This is a genomic window from Salinibacter sp. (genome assembly GCF_036626415.1).
Classification (GTDB): Bacteria; Bacteroidota; Rhodothermia; order Rhodothermales; family Salinibacteraceae; genus Salinibacter.
In genome coordinates, this window is sequence record NZ_JAZKRW010000018.1 from 1 (window position 1) to 17,896 (window position 17,896).

Consider the following 17,896-nt stretch of genomic DNA (forward strand, 5'->3'; position numbering starts at 1 on the left):
TTCAGTTCTGAGTCCGGTTCGGCCCAACACTCTCCTGAATGAGTTCGAAAATGCGACGGTACTCGTCGGTCCAGCTCGCCGGTTCTTCGAAGCCGTGGCCCTCCACCGGATACATTGCCAGCTCCCAGTCCTCCTTGCCGAGCTCGATGAGGCGCTGGGTGAGCCGAAAGATGTCCTGTGGCTGCACGTTCGTGTCCACGAGGCCGTGGGGCATGAGGAGCGGGTCCTCCAACCCTTCGGCGTGGTAGATGGGGGAGGAGCGGGCGTAGGCCAGGGAGTCGGTCTGCGGGTGGTTGAGGATGTTGGAGGTGTAGACCTCATTGTAGTGGGCCCAGTCGGTCACCGAGCGGAGGGCGGCTCCGCCGCCGAAGTGGTCCGGCGCGGTGAAGAGGGCCATCAACGTCATGAAGCCGCCGTACGAGCCCCCATAGATGAAGCGGCGCTCCGCGGGAATGCCGTAGGTCTCACCCACCCACTCGGCGGCGTCCACGTAGTCCTGTAGGTCGCGCCCTCCCATGTGGCGGTAGACGGCCGTGCGCCAATCGCGCCCGTAGCCGGCCGAGCCGCGGTAGTCCACGTCGACCACCGTGTAGCCGAGGTCCGCGAGCATGTTGTGGAACATGTACTCGCGGAAATACGGCGGAAAGTCCTTGATCACGTTTTGCAGGTAGCCGGCGCCGTGGACGAAGAACACCGCGGCCCCATTCGGAGTGTCGGGGCGGAAGACGTGGGCGGGCACCTCCACGCCGTCCGACGCCTCGAAGCGTGTGGTCTCGGGCATGCGCCAGTCGTACGCCGCCCACTCGTCGGTGGGAGACTCCGTGATGCGGTTTCCCTCAGACTCCGCCGTGGCGTCCTTGAGGTAGAGGTCGGCCGGTTGGTTCGTGGTGGAGTAGAGCGTGGCGAGCCGCTTCCCGTTGGGGCTCAGGGCCGCGTCGTGGGTGCCCGTCATCTGGGTGAGGCGGGTGATGTCACCGCCGTCGGCGGGCATCCGCTCTGCGTGCTGCTGGTGCGGCGAGCGCCGGTTGGTGGTCAGAACCCACGTAGCGCCGTCCCGCGACAGTCGGGCGCCGAGCACCTCGAAGTCGCCGCTCGTGGGCTGGGTGGTGTCGCCCGTCTCCACGTTGACGGTGTAGAGGTGGCTGTAGCCGGTCGCCTCGCTCTGGAAGTAGAAGCGCTCGTTGCCGGGCATCCAGCCCACGGTCCCAGGCCCGCCGTACGCGCTGATGCCGGGCCCCCCGATCCAGGCCGCGTCGTGCTGACGGTCGAGCACCGTCAGGTCGCCCGTCTCGGGGTCGAGGCGCGCGATCCACCGGTCCTTGTTGTTGTCGGCCCGCACCACGAGAACGGCGTGCTCCCCGTCCGCACTCCAGTAGGGCCCGTAGCTGTAGAGGGCCCGCTTGGCCGCGCTAGAGTCGAGCTCCACGCCCTGCTCCCGTCGATACTCGGGCACGTCGTACGCCCCGGGAAGCTGGTGCAGGTTGACCTCCAGGGTTGTATCGCGCTCCAGGTCCTGCACGTGAAGGGAAAAGTCCCCGGGCGGGATGCCCACCTTGGGCCGGGCCTGCATCACATCGGCGTGCCCCGACTGGGTGACGTAGTCGATGACCTGTGTCGGGTCGGCGGCGTCGGGCTGGGACTGCTGCGCAATCGCGACGAACCGCTCGGTCGGGTCCATGCGCAGGTCGCTCACCTCGGCGCCGCCGGTGTAGTGTGTGGGGGGCGGATCGTCGGCCTCACGGTCTCGCTCCCGCATCTCCTCGGCCCGCTCGTCCTCCTCTGTGCGCTCACGCAGCGTTTCGAAGAGCTCCAGCTGCTGCTCCTCGAGAACGTCCTCGCGGGGCGTTGGCTCGTCCTCACGGGGGGCACGCCCAGACTGCACGTCGGTCAGCTGACGAACCCGCCCGGTGTTGAGGTGGACGGCGAAGAGGTTGTCGTCTCGCTCGAAGAGAACGCGCTCACCGTCCAGGTCGAACCGCGGGTCGGCCTCGCGGGCGGGGGTGTCGGTCAGGCGGGTCTGCTCGTCGTTGGTTCGGTCGTAGAGGTACAGGTCGCCGTCGGCGGCGTATACCTTCCGGGAAAAGTCGTCGGTGTAGACGTGCTCGCCGTGGTGCCAGCCGTCAAACGTGGGCGGATTTGAGCGCCGCTCTTCTGGAGAGACCTTCTGGGGGGAGCCGCCGTCGCGCGCAACCTTGTAGAGCGAATCGCTGGGAAAGTCGCCGTCGGGGTTCCAGTCGAAATAGAGCGTCTGCCCGGTTTCGTGCCAGCGGACATTGGTGGGCCAGTCCCCAATCCATGATTTAGGCTCCTGCATGATCTGCTCGACCGTAAGCGGTGAGGTCCGCTCAACAGGCTGGGCTTGGACGGCGAAAGGGACCAGGAGGACGAGAAGGGCGCCGAGAATAGAAGCGAAACGAGGCATGCAAGGGGAAAGAGGGTGGAGAATTCTACGATGATTGAAACCTATGGCTCGCCGCATGCAATGTCGACGGGGATAAATCCGCCCGATTCCACGCAAACTGGATTGAAAGATTCCAGACTCATCCAAATCATTATGGGGGGCTTGTCCACCGCGATTGGATGAACTGCCGCACGACCCACATATTCAGAAATGCACATCGCTTCGATAGTCCGCCACTTCCGGAATCAACCGACGATACATGCCAGCTCCTGAATTTCGCGTGTGGGACGGCGACGAGATGATCTACGTCAACGACAGCGCTGTCTGGTCGCTCAAAATTGAGGCCTCCTCAGACTGGGCCCTGCACCGCAAGACCCGCCTCCATTGCAGAGAGTCTCCGGACACGAGTCTCATGCAACACATCGGCCTCACCGATGCCGACGGGGAGCAGATCTTCGACGGCGATGTGTTGGAAAACGACGAAGAGAGGGTCGCGATGGTTCGGTGGGACCCGGAAACCGGGGGCTATTTCTTACTGGGAACAGACGGCCACTCGACTGCGCTTTCTGAGACGAACATCCGGGAAGAGCGGTGGCGCATCGCGGGCAACGTTCACGAAACGCCGGGCATGGTCGATCTGGACTTGTGCCGGTTGCTACGGCACCTTCGGAGGCGCACCGGCGAGTTGGAGTGCCCGGTGTGTGGGGGGACGGAGTTTGAGGCGGGCGGCACGCCCGAGGATCGCCAGGGACCCATCGCGATAAATTGCGTGTGCTGCCGCCACGTCATGCTGTTTCACACAGACGGGCTCGAGTGACCCCGGCGCGCCGGGGGGAGATGGGGAGGCGCGGACGAGCGGTCTACAGAAGGGCCGGGCCCGGGCTAATACGGCACTCGGTTGTCATAGTCGAGCCAGGCCTCGAAGGGACGCTGGGCTTCTTCTGGGAGACGCTGTTGCATCGGGAGGTGCCGGTCGGATGGGGGCTTGGCCAGCTCCTCGTAGATGTGATGGTCGTCGAACCCGGCCGCGGCGGCGTCCTCTCGGGTGGCGGCGTAGTCAATGCGATCGAGCCGGGCCCAGTACGCGGCGCCCAGGCACATGGGGCACGGCTCACAGGTGGCGTACATCGTGCAGCCCGTCAGCTCGAAGTCGTCCAGGGCGTCGCAGGCCTGCCGAATGGCCGTCACCTCGGCGTGGGCCGTTGGGTCGTTGCGGGCGGTCACCACGTTGGTGCCCCGCCCGATGACCTCTCCGTCCCGGACGATGAGGGCGGCGAACGGCCCTCCCTGCCCGGCGGTTACGTTTTGAACGGCCATCTCGATGGCCTCGTGCAGGAACGGAGCGGGGGACGACATGGGGCGGTGGGGGCACTAGAAGAAATGGAATCGGAGGGGAAGAGGCCCGAGCGGAGACGCCGCGCCTCCATCATTCGGCTGTCGCGTCGCATGGTTCCGGCGGAGTGGGCGCTTGCATACCGCGGAGGAGAGCACTTTCTTACCAGGGTCCGTGGCAGTTTCAATGTGTTCCCACCCCCATGGATCTGACCGCCTCTCTTCCCCTCGCCGCCCGCGCCGACGGCCTGCAGCAGAGTGGCATTCGCGCTGTGACCCGCCGGGTGAGCGAGGTGGACGGCATCAACTTGGGCCAGGGCGTCTGTGACCTCCCGACGCCCGAGCCGATCAAGGCCCGCGCCCACCAGGCCATCCGCGACGACGAATCGATCTACTCCCACTACGCCGGCATCGAGCCCCTGCGCCGGGCCATCCTCGAAAAAGAGCAGGCGTACAACACCGTGCCCGCCACCTCGCCGGACGAGGTGGTCGTGGGCGTCGGGTCGACCGGGGTCTTCGTATCGGCGGCGCTCACGCTCCTGGAAGACGGCGACGAGGTGATTCTCTTCGAGCCGTTTTACGGGTACCACCGCAACATTCTGGAGCTTACCGGCGCGACGATCCGGTACGTCCCCCTCGGCGGCCCCGAGTCGACGTTCGACCGGGCGGCGATGGAGGCGGCCGTGACCGAGAATACGAAGGCCGTGGTCGTAAACACCCCGGCCAATCCGAGCGGCAAGGTCTGGACGCGCGAAGAGCTGTCCACGCTCGTGGACCTGCTCCACGCCCACGACCTCGTGGCGATTACGGACGAGATCTACGAGTACATGCTCTACGACGGGGCCGAGCACGTCTCGCTCGCGAGCCTGCCGGACGCCTACGAGCGCACGATCACCCTCTCTGGCTTTTCGAAGGCGTACAACGTGACGGGGTGGCGCCTCGGCTACGGGGTAGCGCCCGCCCCCATCGCCGAAAAGATGGGGCTGATGAACGACCTGCTCTACATCTGCGCGCCCCGTCCCCTCCAGCATGCGGCCCTGGCGGCGTTCGAGGACCTGGACGACGATTATGTGCCTCAGCTCCAGGCGGACTACGCGGAGCGCCGGACGCTCATGTGCGAGACGCTCGAGGCCATCGGGTTTGACGTGCCGTGGCCGGACGGGGCCTACTACGTTCTTGCGAGCTTCGACGGGCGGGCCGATGCGCGGGAGGGGTTCACGGACGACGCGGCGGCCTGCGACACGCTCATCAAGGAGGCCCGTGTTGGGAGCGTCACCGGACGCTCCTTCTACAGGGACCCCACCGACGGCCACCATCAGCTTCGCTTCTGCTTTGCGAAGGAAATGCCGGTCCTGCGACAGGCGTGTGACCAGCTTCGCGACGCCTTCGGGGGGTGACGCGCCGCGCGTCCGTCCGCCGCGTCGTCACGGTCACCCCTCAGCCCCGGCGAGGCAGCCCCGCACCGCCTCGGGGCCGAGCACGTGCCGCGGTTCGTCGCGAAGGAGGCGCCGCGCCCGCTCCAGGTCATCGGGCGTGTTGCAGTGGAGGCGCAGGTTGGGGGTCTTCGGAAGACGGTGGGCCCGCACAGAGTGCGTCCGGGCCAGCCGGTTGAGAAAGCCCCCCAGCGTGTCGGGGGGTCCGCCGTCGTTGAGGTAAGCGGAAACGGCCTCCAGCCCCTCGGTACTCAGCAGGAGCCAAGAGGGACAGATGCGAGTGGAGGCCGCGCCGGTCGGGTCGTCGAGCACCTCGGTCACGGTGGCTCCGTCGAGCCGGAGGACGCTACTGTGGGCGCGCCGCGCGGGGTCGGGCTCGTGGAGCGCAAGGGCATCGTTCGTGGTGCCTTCGTAGGCGTTCAAGATTGGGGCGAGCGGGAACCGGTACAGGCTGTCACCCCCGCTTACCAGTGCGCCGTCAGGCGGAACGCCAACTTCATCCAGCAGGAACTTCAGGTCGCCAACACTCCCGAGCTGGTCGTCGGGAGACTCCACGCCATCGTCGTGGAGGTGCAGCTCGATGCCCGCGGCCGTCAGGTCCGTCCGGTGCGCGGTGGCCCATTGATGGAAGTCGGGCGCATCCCGATGATTGACGGCGACGTGGATGTCCGTGAGGGCCGACCAGGCGGTCAGTTCGTCGAGGAGACGATCGAGGATCGGCTTCTCAGCCACCCTTACCAGCGACTTTGGGGTGTCCGCCGTCAAAGGCCGCATCCGGGTGCCGAAGCCGGCGCAGAGGAGAAACGCATTCATTGCGAGCACAGATCGTGACCAGGAAACGGACCGGGGCCTACCCTTGAACGGCGGCGAGGGCCTCAAGGACGTCGTCGTGGAGGGGGCCATTGGTGGCGACGACGCCCGTGTTGGCCTCCAACAACCGACCGTGGGTAAAGTCGAGGGGAGCGCCGTGCATGTCCGTCACGGTGCCCCCGGCGGCCTCCACCGCCAGCGCCCCGGCCGCGTGGTCCCAGATGCGCTCGGTGTAGTCGGGGCTGTCCGGGCGGGGGAGGCGCAGGTAGATCTCCGCCTCGCCCCGCGCCACGATGGCGTACTTCGCCTGACTGTCGATCCGAATGGAATCGGCGGTGATGCCGAGGCGCTCGCCGGCCTTCGCGGCGAGGTCGTGGGAGCTGTGTGACGACACGAACGACTCGCAGAACCGGCTCTCGGACGGCTCGGTCGTGTCGCTGGTGTGGATCGGCGTGGGCACCGCGTCGGTGTCCGGCGTGAGCGGGGTTTGAACGGTGCCCTCGCCCCGCACGGCCAGAAAGGCCTGTCCCCGGGACTCCGGCGGCTCCGCGTCGAGAGCGTTGGGGAGGTGCGGGCAGCACAGGGCGGCCACCTGAGGCTGGCCGTCGACAATCAGGGCGAGCGCAATGGCGTACTGGTCGCCCCGCACGAAGCCTTTGGTTCCGTCGATCGGGTCGAGCGTCCAGAAGCGCTCGCTGTAGCCCTCGTCGGTGCCGTGGTCAATCCAGTCGAACACCAGGTCCGGATTGACGTCCGGGTGGTGGACGCGCACCTCCTCCAGGAGGTGGGCCCGTACATTGGCGTTTTCGTCGGCCTGCAGGGCCGAACTGTCTTCCTCGCCGATGACGGGGTCGTCCGGAAAGGCGTCCCGAAGTGCCTGGCAAATGAGGGCTTGGCTGCCGAAGTCGGCCACGGTCACGGGCGTGTGGTCCTCCTTTTCCATCACGTCCCCGTCGAGGTCGGCGCGGACGGACTGGCACAAGTCGGCGGCGGTCTGGACGGCGTGAAAGGCGACGGTACGTTCGCGGTCGTAGGTGGGCATGCGGCGGAAAAGTGGGACGTGTGAGGGGGCGAGAGGCGGGGGCTACGAGTGGCCCTCCGTGTCGAGAAGGGCGTCGTAGGAAGGAAGGTCGTTGAGAAAGGTATAGCTCTGGTCGCCAAAATCAATAGCACAGGCGTAGTGCGTCTGGCCGTTTGTCACCACGAGGTACGGGGCCTGCAGGACGATGTTGTACCGGGCGCCCTGGTCGAAGGCATCCTGGGCGATCGACACGCGCGGGGCCTTGCACTCGACCAGAAGAAGCGGGTCGCCCTGCCGGTCGTGCACAATCACGTCGGCGCGGCGCGGCTGGCCCTGGCACTGGAACGCGGCCTCCACAGCGACGAGGCCTGCTGGCACGCCGAGCTCCTGAATCAGGTACTGCACGAAGTGCTGGCGGACCCACTCCTCGGGCGTCAGGCGGACGTACCGGTCCCGGAGCGGGTCGTAGATGGCCCGGGTGTCTCCACGCGTCTGGGTCCGAAACTCGTACGTGGGCAAGTTTAGCGCGTCCACCACGCGTGCTATAATATAACCAGTGCGACAGAAAAGTGGGCGGACCCGTACCGGCTACGAGACGGGGGACCCGGGGCTGTCCCCGTATCCCGTCATCTCCACGTACCCGCGGCCGCTCGCGGAGCCCTTCACCCGAACGAAACCCTCCCAGTAGCGGACGGACACATCCAGCTCCTGGTCCGGAAACAGGGGCGTGACCCGCAGGTCGATGTCTTCGTCGGGCACGCGCAGGGTCCAGTCCACCGGGTAGGTGTGCGTGCCGTCCGGGCTCGTCCAGGTGTCGAGCACCTCCACGGAGACGTCCGAGCGATCCAGGGGGCGGGCCGACCCGTTGGGCCCGACGATCACGCCTTCGCTGAAGCGGCTGGGGGTGCCGTCCGTCCGGCGGAGCTGGTAGTACATCAGGTCGCGCCCGTCGTCCAGCTGGAGCGAGAACCAGTCCCACCCCTCCTGGTCGGGGCCCAGGGCCGAGGTGCTCCACTCCCGGTCCATCCAGCTGTTGCCGGTCACCGACAGCGTGTCGCCCGACACGACGAGGCGTCCCTCGGTGGCCAGGCGCGTATAGGAGTAGTAGTACGACGCATTGCCGCTCCCCGGTCCCTTTTGGCTCAGGCCCCGGTCGCCCTGCAGCACGCGCGGCTTGGTGGGGCGGAGGGACAGGTCCACGCCAATCCCTTCTTGCTGGGCGCGCAGCCGGAGCGGGAAGGCCGACGAGTCCGGTCCGGTCATGGACCAGTCGTCGAGCCACACCCGGAACGGCGTGGCCTGCGCCCCGGCGAGCCCAGCGCCCCCTCGCTGGAACCGTTCGAAGGCGTGGAATTTCTCGTTGGCCCCGTCGGTGACGGCGAAGTGGGCCAGGTAGAGCTGGTTCGTGCGCCAGTCGGAGGGGGGCTGGGGCGCTTCGTCCGGCGGGGTCAGGCCGGTCCGAAAGATCGTGAGCTCGTAGCCGTAGGGCTGGGCGTCCGGCCCACTCAGCGTGCCGGTCACGTACCACCACTCCGTCTTGTAGCCGGGATGCGGGCCGTAGTCGTCGGGAAACGTGAAGGCCCGGGGTGCCGTGGCGCGCCGGTAGCCGGTGGTGTCCCCGGCCATCGCCTCCGACACGGAGACCGACGTCTGCAGCTCGGCCTCGCCGGAGGACGCGGTGAGCCAGTAGGCGCCCAGGCCGAGGAGGGCGACCAGACCAAACAGGCCGGCAAGCAACAACCGAGAACGCGACATGGGAGACGGATTCATTGAGGGAGGGACCCCTGCGGCGAGGCCGCGGGGGTGAGTTAGAAAGCATGGCTCGTGCCGAAACACAACGCGAGAGCGTCTCCGGCTGGCCCGACCGGCTTATTCATCCTGCAAGGCAAGCGCGGGGCTGGACCGCGCCATTCGCCAGGTTGGGTACAGGCCCGCCAGGAACGCCGCCACCACCGCCAGCACCAGCGACTGGATCAGGACGTCGCTCGGGACGGTGAGCTGGAGCGTCCACCCGAAGGAGCGCTTGTTGATGACGAAGACCAGCACGTACGCCAGCACGTAGCCGAGCGGGAGGGAGAGAATTCCCGCAATCGCCCCCATCAGGCTCGACTGCAGGGTGAGGTAGCCGCCCACCTGGGGCGGCGTCATCCCGGTGGCCCGCAGCACGCCCATCTCTCGCCGCCGTTCCAGGGCCAGGGCCATGAGGGCCGTCAGCACGCCGATGAACGCGACCGCAATCGCGAGCAGCCGAAGCACCGTCGTGATGGTGAACGTGCGGTCGAAGACGCGCATCGACGTCTCGCGCAGGGCCCGGTTCGACCGGATGAGCACGTCCTGAAGCCCCGCCACCGAAGTGCGCATGTCTGCGATGAGGGCATCGACGGAGGTGGTGTCGGCGGCCGCAAACGCCAGGCCGGACACGCCGCGGTCGTCGTAGTACTGCTCGTAGGTCGACCGGCTCATGAGGGTCACCCCGAGGTCGGAGCCGTAGTCGTAGTAGACCCCTTTGATGGCGAATGCCTGCTGGCCCCGATCCGTCTGGAGGCGAAGCGTGTCGCCCACGCCGACGTCGTAGCGGTAGCTGTACGGTTCGGAGACGAGCACGGACGGCCCCGCCCGAACCGCCGGCCATGCCGACTCGGGGGAGCCGGCCTTGAGCTGGTAGACGTCGGCGGTCTCGGGGCCGGGCTCCACGGCCACCAGGTCCGTGCGTCCCACGTCGGCCTGTACGGTCACGCGGCGGACCGAGTAGGCCCCCTTTACGCCCTCCACGTTCCGCAGGCGACGCGCAACGGTGGAGTCGATCGTGGCGGTGGAGCGGCGGAAGACGAGGCTCGGCGGCTGCACGTACACGTCCGCCTGCAGCGACTGCTCCAGCCAGTTGGTGACGGTGCCGCGGAAGCTGTCGATCATCACGCCCACGCCCACGGTGGCGGCGATTGCGATGGTGAGGGCGGCGATCGCGACGCCGGTGCGGCTGAGGTTCGTCACCACGCCGCGGGCCGCCATGCGCCCGATGACGCCGGCCACGCGGCCGAGGAGGGGGCGCACGCCGTTCGACAGGCCCACCACGGCCCACGGGATCATGAACGCCGTGCCGACGAGGACACAGAACAGCGCCCCGTACCCGGCCCAGATGCTCTGTTCGGTCACGAGGAGCAAGAGGCTGCCGGCCCCGGCCACGAGGAGGCCCACCCCGGCCCACCCGGGGGCGCGCCGCCGCAGGGTCGTCTCCCGTGTCGAGCGGCGCAGGACGGTGCTCACGGAGGCGGCGGTGGCCTCCTGGGCCGGGGGGAGGGCCGCGGCCAACGTCGTGCCGACGCCCAAGAGCGCGCCCTTTGCCAGGGTCCACGCCGAGATCGAGAGCTCGCTCACCTCCACCACGAAGTAGAGGTCGTTGATGGTCTGGGCCAGGAGCTGCACCAGTCCGGAGGCCAGCACGACGCCCAGCAGGAGCCCAAGGCCACTGCCCACCACGCCCAGCACGGCGGCCTCCCCCAGCACGAGCCGAAAGACTTCTCCCCGCGTCACTCCCAGCGCCCGAAGCCGCCCGATCAAGGCGCGACGCTGGACGACCGAAAAGGTCATCGTGTTGTAGATGAGGAACGCCCCCACGATCAGCGCCAGCAGGCTCAGCGCCGTCAGGTTCAGGTCGAACGCCTTCGTCATCTGGGCCACCGTCTCCGTCCGGGTGTCGGAGCGCCGCAGCTGAGCCCCGTCCGGAAGGACCTCGCGGACCCGATCGAGGTACGCCCGCTGCGCCGATCCCTCGGCGGGAGCGAGAAGGTCGATGCGAGACAGCGTTCCGGCCTGGTCGAAGAGCCGCTGGGCCGTCGACACGTCCACGACCAGCAGGTTGGCCACCGCACGGCGGGTCCGCTCGTTCTGCGGCGAGATGAGGCCGCTAAGCACCACCGCGTGCGTGGTTCCCTCAATGTCCACGCGGAGGGTGTCGCCGGAGGCAAGACCGAGGGCCTCGGCGGTGCGGGCACTCAGCAGGGCCGTGTCGTCCGTCATGAACGTCCCCAGGTCCAGGTCGCTGCCGGCCCCGGTCCCCAGGTAGGGCCGGAAGGGCGCGTCGGCCAGGGGGTCGATCCCGACCACCTGGAACGTGCGGTCGCCCCGACGAAGCGACCCGTAGCCCTCGACGATGGGGGCGGAGGGGCGGAGGCCGGCCGCTCGGAGGCGTCGGTACACGTCATCGTCGAGCGCCCCCCCGGCCCCCACCACTTGATGCGTCGCGGCGCCGGTCACCGTCTCGGCGGAGAGCTCGAACGCCCGGCTCGCGCTCGTATTGGCGAGGTCGATCGCCACCACCACCGCCACCCCGATCGCCACGCCCAGCACCGACAGGCCCATGAGCCACGGGTGGCGGGTGAGGTAGCGCCGGCTGGAGCGGTGGAGAAGTGTCATCGAGGAACGAAAGAGAAGGGTAGAAGAGACAGGGACGACCCTGGGCTGTGGACGGCGTTGGGGCGCACCGTCCACGGTTCGCCTGTGTTCGGGTTACGTCCCCGACGTGATGTACTCCGGTACTTCTTCGTGCAGGGTGCCGCCGTGAAGGTGCAGGACCCGATCGGCGCGGGGAAGCACCTCCGGGTCGTGGGTGGCCACGAGGAGGGTGGTGTCGGTGTCCGTCACGAGGTCGCTGAGGAGAGTGAGCACCGCCTGCCCGGTGTCGTAGTCCAGGTTGCCCGTCGGCTCGTCGGCGAGAACGAGGAGCGGCTCGTGGGCCAGGGCCCGGGCGACGGCCACCCGTTGCTGTTCGCCGCCGGAGAGGCGATCTGGGAACTGGTCGGCCCGGTCGGCCAGCCCGACCCGGTCGAGCAGTGCCTGTGCCCGGTCCTTGGTGGCCCGCGGGGCCGCGCCGGCCAGCTCAAGGGGCAGTCGCACGTTCTCCCCGACCGTCAGGGTCGAGATCAGGTTGAACGACTGAAACACAAACCCCACGTGGGACCGACGAAAGCGAGTGCGTTCCGTCTCGGACTTGTCCGTGAGGTCGGTGTCCCCGATCCGGACGCGGCCGGCCGTGGGTGAGTCGATGCCGCTGATGAGGTTCAACAGCGTGCTCTTCCCGGCTCCACTCCGTCCCATGAGAACCGAAAAGTCGCCCCGCTCCAGGCGCAGCGAGACGTCTTGAAGCACCGCGCGCTCCTGGTCGCCCTCGCGGTAGGTCTTCGTGAGGGCGTCGAGGTGAACGAGGGGCGACGAGGCGTCGGGCATGTTGGGGCGAGCGCTGGAAAGAAGGGGAGCGCGGTCGTAAAGTCGGAAGATGGATTCGATCCGAAGGCCTCAACGCCCGAGAAGCAGGGGACCGTTCCAAAGAAAATCCCTCTCTCCGAAATCTTTGCGCCCTGGGCCGACACATGTGGGCCGCCCGTGCGTCCTGAAGGAATCGATCTGAGAAAGAGGGGTCTCTCACTCTCTACGATCCCTCTGAAATCCAACGTCCGACCGGGAGCCTCGGGGGGGACCGGCGAACGATGTTTCGAAAACACCCGCCCATTGTAGAGAATCCTCTGCCCAGTACGCCAAGCGTGGGGGCTGGGCAGGGCGACACGTCCGGTACGCCTTTTGTCACTGTCAGAGATACGGTGCTGCAGGGTTCGACTCCCCGCTCAAAAGCCATGATGGCTGCCGCTCCCCAATGCCGTCCGGTCACTTCCTTCCCCGTATCATGTCGTTCCGAGACGCCCCCGCTTCCGTGTGGATTCTTCTGTTTGTCCCGGCACTGGTCCTGCTGGGCGGGTGTGATGTGCCGAGCAGTGGGCCGTCCCTCGAAACAGAGACGGGGCTGAACAGCCCGGTCGCTGTGAATAAGACCTTTTCGTTTCTCGGGGGGCCGGACAGTCAGCACGCGCCCCTGATCGACACGACGACCTCTCAGTTCGATTCGCTCTTCACGGTTGCGGACTCGGACCAGTCGATCGCCATCGAGGAAGAGGTCAGTTCTTTTGACCTCGGCTCGCTCGATCAGGCCCTCGACGAAGCGTCCGGTGGGCTCGGGGCCAACGCCTCGATTGCCGAACGCGTGATTCAGGGAGATCTGGGAAATCAGGAAATCGCCGCCCGATATTCGCAGACAAACGGCCAACCAGCGCCGGTCCCCTCTCCGGGCAGTCCTCTTCCGGAAGCGGGGCCCCTGCCGGTCATTGAAGACACGCTTCCGTTTCCGTTCGACCTGCAACTCCCGGACTACGGGGTCGCCAGCATTGACGCCACCGGGGTTCAGCGGGGAACCTTGACCGACATCGCTGTCGTCAACGGCACAGACATCAACCAAATTACCTTTGAGCTTGTCAACGACGATCCCTCCTCGTCCCCCCTCACGGATGGTGAGGGAGAAGCGCCGTCCATCACTGTCCGGAACGAGGGAGGGGACGAGCAGGGACCAATCGGCACCGCTCAGTTCGAGTCTCCCATCGACCCGGGCAGTGGCGCCAAGGCCGTTGCCGACGTGAAGGGAGAGTCCCTTGTCGAGGATGAGCTGCAACTCGTCCTGAATGTGTCCGGGGGGGGATCGGAAGATGAGCTTGCCCTCACGCTGTCTCCCCTTCAGTACAGAAGCGTGACGGTTGACGGCGTCAGCACGGTCGACATTGCGGCGTCGAGCTCCATTTCAACGGGGGAGGACGGCAGCTCTCAATTCGCCGGCATTGAGCCCCAAAAGGGCACCATGGAGCTGACGCTCACGAACGACCAGCGGTTTCCGATCGACATCTCGACCTTGCGGCTGGAGAACGACGAAAATACCGCTCTGCCCGACACGTTTGAGACGCTCGGTATTTCGGAGTCGGCCACGTCGATTGATCCGGGGACCGCACACACGTTCAATGTCGATTTGGGAGGACGGGGGGTTGCCCGTAGCGTAGACGTGACGGTGGAGGCGCAGCTTGCTGAGAGCTACGGAAAGGACACCCTGACAGTCGCCGCGGGCGACGGCCTGCGCACAGATGTATCCGTCGCCGAAGACTTTGCGGTTGGGGCGATGTTTTTCTGGCCGACCGGGGAGACGGTGGACGTAAAGGGGCGGTTTGATTTCGAGGCGGACCGGATCAGCTTCGACCAGTCGGGGGACTTTGTGGACCTCAACGATGGGACCCTCGCGATGACCCACCTTCTCAGCGAGCCGGACGTCTCCTTCGAGTCGTTGGACCTACGACTCCCGGACCTCACGCGGCAGGATGCGCCCCTGACTGTTGCCCTCGAGGGCTTTCCGGAAACGATTCAGGAAGATCTCAGCGGCGTTCGGGTGGCCCCCACCAAGAACGAGGTTTCGTACCGCCTCCAGGGCACGCTGCAGGACATCCCGGAATCCTCGCAGACCTCGAGTACCCTGCAGGTGATCCGGTCCACGGACGAAGTCCGCGCGGACGTGTCCGTCGAGAACCTCGGGGTGGAGGCCCTGGAGGCAACGGTGGATCCGTTCTCGGTCGACGTTACGGAGGACGCGAACGGGGATGGAATGTTGGATCTTGAGGATCCTTCGGAGGTGACCCGAGAGTCGTTTGGGGACATCGGGGACGCCACCAACAACGTAGATGGGCTGGAGCTACAGGGCAGCGAGCTCAACTTCCAGGTCACCACTGATATTGGGACGAACGCTCAGCTCTACGCGGCCTTGCAGGGACGGGGAGGGCGCTCTCCCATCTATCTCAAGGGACAGAAGGAAAAGGCAGTCTCCCAAAATTCTACGCGGGCAGATCGCCTAGTCGAGTCAGGAACCCCCATCGCTAGGGAGAACTTGATTCAGTTTGGGGTAAACGGCCCCACCCTGACCGCGGGCCAGAGCATCACATTGACGGACGAAAACTCCAACGTCGACGAGTTCGTCAGCGCGTTGCCCAGCTCACTCCACTTCGTCGCGCAGGCCCGGCTTACGGGCGACGAGAACAATCGCATTCGACTAGAGCGTCCGGTTGCCTTCGAGGCCGGGCTCAGCGCAACGGTGCCGGTCCGGGTCCGCAGCCGCTTCGAGCTTCGGGACACGATCGACGCGGACTTTTCGGCCCTTGACGACGTGACCGACCCCTCGAAGGACGTGACGGTGTCCGACGCCGAGCTGCGAGCCCGATACGCCAACGCGCTTCCGATGGGCGCAGATGCCAAGCTGTTCGTCCTCGACGAGAATCAAAATGAAGTGCTCTCCTTGCCCGGAGACGGCGAGTCGCTTCGCGTGAGGCCGCCGTCCAAAGCCGACGACGGCACGGCCGATGGGACGAGGACGGGCACGGCCACCCTTGACCTGAGCCAGGATCAGCTCCACGATCTGGCCGCCGGGCGTCGCCTTGCCCTCCGCCTCACGATGGCCCAAGAGGAGGGAGAAGTTGCCACCTTCCGGGCGACCGATACCATTCAGTTGTCGCTGGAGGCCTCGGTGGATGCGTCTGTCAGTGTCAACAACTGACCGATTGCCCACCCGTCCCTTTCCTTCATCAGTGAAGAGCACGGCCTTATTATGACCAGCAACGGCCCTCTCAAAACGCTTCTGTGCGCCCTCGCCGTTGGGGGGATTGTTTTTGCTGGAGGGGTCTCTTGCGCGCACGCCCAGGCGGGGCCTCAGGGCTGGGGAGGATCGGGCATCATGGCGGGGGGGGACGGCCTGGAAACGTCGACGACCGTCCTCTTCCCCCGGCCCGCTCAGCTCGCGCTGGGGCCGCGACGCGCCCCGCTCCAGGTTCGGGTCCTGGATCTGCAGGCCGCCGTGGGGGGCGATCTTTTGCAGTTCGATCACTACGAACGCACGTTCGGGGAGCAGTCTGGGACGCTCACCAATACGGAGGAAGCGAAGGTCCTCGACGAATGGTTCGGCGATGAGCAGCGGGGCGTCACGACCCATACGCAGGTAACGCCCGTTGCACTCACGTACCGCCCGGTCGACAAGTCATGGGCCCTCGGGGTTGGGGTGCGGGCCCAAGTGCGCTCGGAGGCGAAGATCGACCGAGGGGTTCCGGAGTTGTTTGCGGTGGGCGCGGATTCGAACCGGACGGTGCCGCTGAGCGGCGGCCAACGTACTCTCAGCACCGTCGACCTCACGGGGGCGTTTAGCTACAGGCTTGAGTCTATTCCGCTATCGATTGGCGTGGCCCCACGGGTGATCGTCGGGACCCAGTACGCCGACGCCGCGCTCGACTCGGAAGTGACGATCCAGGATTCGCTGTGGACGCACGACTACACCTGGACGGCCCGGGCGGCGGGCGGCCTCAGCCGGGCGGTGTACGATGAGGTCAGTGCGTTTCAAAACGATCCCTTCGGGGGCATTTCCGGCGTTGGCGGCAACGATGTGGCAGGGGTGGGGGGCGCGCTCAACCTGGGCGCCTCCTACGCGCTGCAGCCGAACCTCCTCGTGTCGGTGCACCTCACCGACCTCGGCCTGATTCGGTGGAGCCAAGACGCCCAGACGATCTCGGACGATGATGTCTTCCGGTTTGACGGGTTTGAGCTCGACATCGACCGGCTGCAAAATGAGTTTGACGGCGAGGTCGGGGAGTATGTGGAGCACCAAGCCGACAGTCTGGCCCGGGCCACCTACGAGGCGGTGGACCGCGAGCGCGCCGCCTTCTCCACGCCCCTGCCTACGGCCCTGCATGTGAGCAGCACGTGGGCCACAGACCAACTGACGCTGGTCGGCAGCGCGACCGTCGGGCTTCGAGGGACGGCCGGGGCGGCCCGCGCGGCGTCGGCCGTTCACCTCGCTGGAGAGTATCGCCTCGGCCCGATCCCGCTCCGGATGGGCGTACAGGTCGGTGGGGCGCAGGCCGTCACGCTCGCCGGGGGCCTTGGGGTCCGCGTGGGCGGCTATCGGTTTGATCTTGGGGTCCGGGGCACCCCGAGCACCTCGACGCTCGGCCAGGGGGGGCACTATGGCGTTCGCCTGTCCCTGGCGACGGTCCAGTTTTAGAACCCAGCGGGCTACACCTCCTCACGGCGCGGCGCCAGCATGTAAAGCACGGCCATCCGCAGGGCGACGCCGTTCGTCACCTGGCTCAAGATGATGGACCGTTCGTGGTCCACCACGGCGTCGGTCAGCTCGATGCCCCGGTTGACCGGCCCCGGGTGCATGATGAGAAGGTCGGGGTGGCGGCGCAGGTGGTCGGCCGTGATCCCGAACTGGCGGTGGTATTCCCGCGTGCTCGGAAAGAGGCCCTCGTCCTGCCGCTCCATCTGGATGCGGAGGGCCATTGCAATGTCACAGCCCTCCAGGGCCGCGTCGAGGCGGGTCGTGGTGCGTACGTCCAGCGCCGCCTCCATCTCCACCGGCAGCATGGTCGCGGGGCCGCAGAGCGTGACAGAAGCCCCGAGCGTGGTGAGCGCCTGCACATTGGAGCGGGCGACGCGGCTGTGGGCAATGTCGCCGATAATGGAGACGTGCAGGCCGTCAAACGCGTCGACGTGCTCCCGCATCGTGAGCACGTCGAGCAGCGCCTGGGTGGGGTGGGCGTGGGCCCCGTCGCCGGCGTTCAGGATCACGCTGTCGGTGCATTGGGCGAGGAAGTGGGGGGCGCCGGGCGAGGGATGCCGGAGCACCACCACGTCTACCTTCATCGCCTCCACGTTGCGGGCCGTGTCCTTGAGGGTCTCGCCCTTCGTGACCGACGAGCTGGACTTCGAGAGGCTCACGGTCTCGGCGGAGAGGCGCCCGGCGGCGAGGTTGAAGGACAGCTTTGTCCGAGTAGAGGGCTCGAAGAAGAGGCTGGCGACCGAGGTGCCCTGCAGCGTGGGCACCTGCCGGATGGGACGCTCAAGCACCTCCCGGAACTCCTGGGCGGTGTCGAGCAGGTACCGGATCTCATCGGCCTCGTAGGTGGAGAGGTCCAAGAGGTGCTGGTGGCGCAGTTCGGCCGACCGATCCGGGACGGCGGACGAGGAGGAGGCGGCCATGGCGAGAGGCGGGCAGGG

13 protein-coding genes are annotated in these 17,896 nt (G+C 66.9%); 4 read left to right on the forward strand and 9 right to left on the reverse strand.

Translation table 11 applies throughout. From position 1 onward, the window contains the following. Position 1 precedes the first annotated feature (1 nt). A complete protein-coding gene (locus V5A20_RS03800) occupies positions 2 to 2,422 on the reverse strand; it encodes a prolyl oligopeptidase family serine peptidase (RefSeq protein WP_332326753.1) in 2,421 nt (806 codons plus the stop codon). A 238-nt stretch (positions 2,423 to 2,660) separates the two neighbouring features. Between V5A20_RS03800 and V5A20_RS03805 the strand changes: the two genes are divergently transcribed. Next, positions 2,661 to 3,218 carry a YopX family protein gene (locus tag V5A20_RS03805; protein WP_332314953.1) on the forward strand — a complete coding sequence of 186 codons (558 nt, stop codon included), beginning with the start codon at positions 2,661 to 2,663 and terminating at the stop codon, positions 3,216 to 3,218. Positions 3,219 to 3,283: 65 nt separating this feature from the next. Here V5A20_RS03805 and V5A20_RS03810 read toward each other — a convergent pair whose 3' ends face one another. Then, a complete protein-coding gene (locus tag V5A20_RS03810; protein ID WP_332314954.1) occupies positions 3,284 to 3,757 on the reverse strand; it encodes a nucleoside deaminase in 474 nt (157 codons plus the stop codon). Between the two features lie 179 nt (positions 3,758 to 3,936). On the opposite strand from V5A20_RS03810, the gene V5A20_RS03815 reads away from it, so the two are divergent. Continuing rightward, positions 3,937 to 5,130 carry a pyridoxal phosphate-dependent aminotransferase gene (locus V5A20_RS03815; protein WP_332314955.1) on the forward strand — a complete coding sequence of 398 codons (1,194 nt, stop codon included), beginning with the start codon at positions 3,937 to 3,939 and terminating at the stop codon, positions 5,128 to 5,130. Between the two features lie 33 nt (positions 5,131 to 5,163). On the opposite strand, the gene V5A20_RS03820 is transcribed toward V5A20_RS03815, so the two are convergent. The 6 genes from V5A20_RS03820 to V5A20_RS03845 form a co-directional block, all read right to left on the reverse strand. Beyond that, complete coding sequence (locus tag V5A20_RS03820; protein ID WP_332314956.1) at positions 5,164 to 5,979, reverse strand: nucleotidyltransferase family protein; 816 nt, start codon at positions 5,977 to 5,979, stop codon at positions 5,164 to 5,166. Positions 5,980 to 6,016: 37 nt separating this feature from the next. After that, a complete protein-coding gene (locus V5A20_RS03825) occupies positions 6,017 to 7,018 on the reverse strand; it encodes a 3'(2'),5'-bisphosphate nucleotidase (RefSeq protein ID WP_332314957.1) in 1,002 nt (333 codons plus the stop codon). Positions 7,019 to 7,060: 42 nt separating this feature from the next. Further along, positions 7,061 to 7,516, reverse strand: coding sequence for a type I restriction enzyme HsdR N-terminal domain-containing protein (locus tag V5A20_RS03830; protein WP_332326754.1), 456 nt, complete (start codon positions 7,514 to 7,516; stop codon positions 7,061 to 7,063). 69 nt (positions 7,517 to 7,585) lie between these two features. Beyond that, positions 7,586 to 8,752, reverse strand: coding sequence for a lipocalin-like domain-containing protein (locus V5A20_RS03835; RefSeq protein WP_332326755.1), 1,167 nt, complete (start codon positions 8,750 to 8,752; stop codon positions 7,586 to 7,588). A gap of 114 nt (positions 8,753 to 8,866) precedes the next feature. Further along, positions 8,867 to 11,410 carry an FtsX-like permease family protein gene (locus V5A20_RS03840; protein WP_332326756.1) on the reverse strand — a complete coding sequence of 848 codons (2,544 nt, stop codon included), beginning with the start codon at positions 11,408 to 11,410 and terminating at the stop codon, positions 8,867 to 8,869. A gap of 93 nt (positions 11,411 to 11,503) precedes the next feature. Further along, complete coding sequence (locus tag V5A20_RS03845; RefSeq protein ID WP_332314961.1) at positions 11,504 to 12,220, reverse strand: ABC transporter ATP-binding protein; 717 nt, start codon at positions 12,218 to 12,220, stop codon at positions 11,504 to 11,506. A gap of 454 nt (positions 12,221 to 12,674) precedes the next feature. Between V5A20_RS03845 and V5A20_RS03850 the strand changes: the two genes are divergently transcribed. Further along, on the forward strand, positions 12,675 to 15,404 hold the full coding sequence (locus V5A20_RS03850) for a hypothetical protein (protein ID WP_332314962.1): 2,730 nt from the start codon (positions 12,675 to 12,677) through the stop codon (positions 15,402 to 15,404). Between the two features lie 51 nt (positions 15,405 to 15,455). Next, positions 15,456 to 16,898 (forward strand): DUF5723 family protein, encoded by a 1,443-nt coding sequence (locus V5A20_RS03855; protein WP_332326757.1) that lies wholly within the window; start codon positions 15,456 to 15,458, stop codon positions 16,896 to 16,898. An 11-nt stretch (positions 16,899 to 16,909) separates the two neighbouring features. Here V5A20_RS03855 and V5A20_RS03860 read toward each other — a convergent pair whose 3' ends face one another. Beyond that, on the reverse strand, positions 16,910 to 17,878 hold the full coding sequence (locus V5A20_RS03860; protein WP_332314964.1) for an aspartate carbamoyltransferase catalytic subunit: 969 nt from the start codon (positions 17,876 to 17,878) through the stop codon (positions 16,910 to 16,912). Between the last annotated feature and the right edge of the window lie 18 nt (positions 17,879 to 17,896).

What these genes read in the sequence shown, in the direction of transcription:
- V5A20_RS03850 (WP_332314962.1), top strand. Translation starts at nt 12,675, where the DNA reads ATGTCGTTCCGAGACGCCCCCGCTTCCGTGTGGATTCTTCTGTTTGTC.
- V5A20_RS03840 (WP_332326756.1), bottom strand. Translation starts at nt 11,410, where the DNA reads ATGACACTTCTCCACCGCTCCAGCCGGCGCTACCTCACCCGCCACCCG.
- V5A20_RS03825 (WP_332314957.1), bottom strand. Translation starts at nt 7,018, where the DNA reads ATGCCCACCTACGACCGCGAACGTACCGTCGCCTTTCACGCCGTCCAG.
- V5A20_RS03835 (WP_332326755.1), bottom strand. Translation starts at nt 8,752, where the DNA reads ATGTCGCGTTCTCGGTTGTTGCTTGCCGGCCTGTTTGGTCTGGTCGCC.
- V5A20_RS03810 (WP_332314954.1), bottom strand. Translation starts at nt 3,757, where the DNA reads ATGTCGTCCCCCGCTCCGTTCCTGCACGAGGCCATCGAGATGGCCGTT.
- V5A20_RS03800 (WP_332326753.1), bottom strand. Translation starts at nt 2,422, where the DNA reads ATGCCTCGTTTCGCTTCTATTCTCGGCGCCCTTCTCGTCCTCCTGGTC.
- V5A20_RS03805 (WP_332314953.1), top strand. Translation starts at nt 2,661, where the DNA reads ATGCCAGCTCCTGAATTTCGCGTGTGGGACGGCGACGAGATGATCTAC.
- V5A20_RS03860 (WP_332314964.1), bottom strand. Translation starts at nt 17,878, where the DNA reads ATGGCCGCCTCCTCCTCGTCCGCCGTCCCGGATCGGTCGGCCGAACTG.
- V5A20_RS03820 (WP_332314956.1), bottom strand. Translation starts at nt 5,979, where the DNA reads ATGAATGCGTTTCTCCTCTGCGCCGGCTTCGGCACCCGGATGCGGCCT.
- V5A20_RS03815 (WP_332314955.1), top strand. Translation starts at nt 3,937, where the DNA reads ATGGATCTGACCGCCTCTCTTCCCCTCGCCGCCCGCGCCGACGGCCTG.
- V5A20_RS03855 (WP_332326757.1), top strand. Translation starts at nt 15,456, where the DNA reads ATGACCAGCAACGGCCCTCTCAAAACGCTTCTGTGCGCCCTCGCCGTT.
- V5A20_RS03845 (WP_332314961.1), bottom strand. Translation starts at nt 12,220, where the DNA reads ATGCCCGACGCCTCGTCGCCCCTCGTTCACCTCGACGCCCTCACGAAG.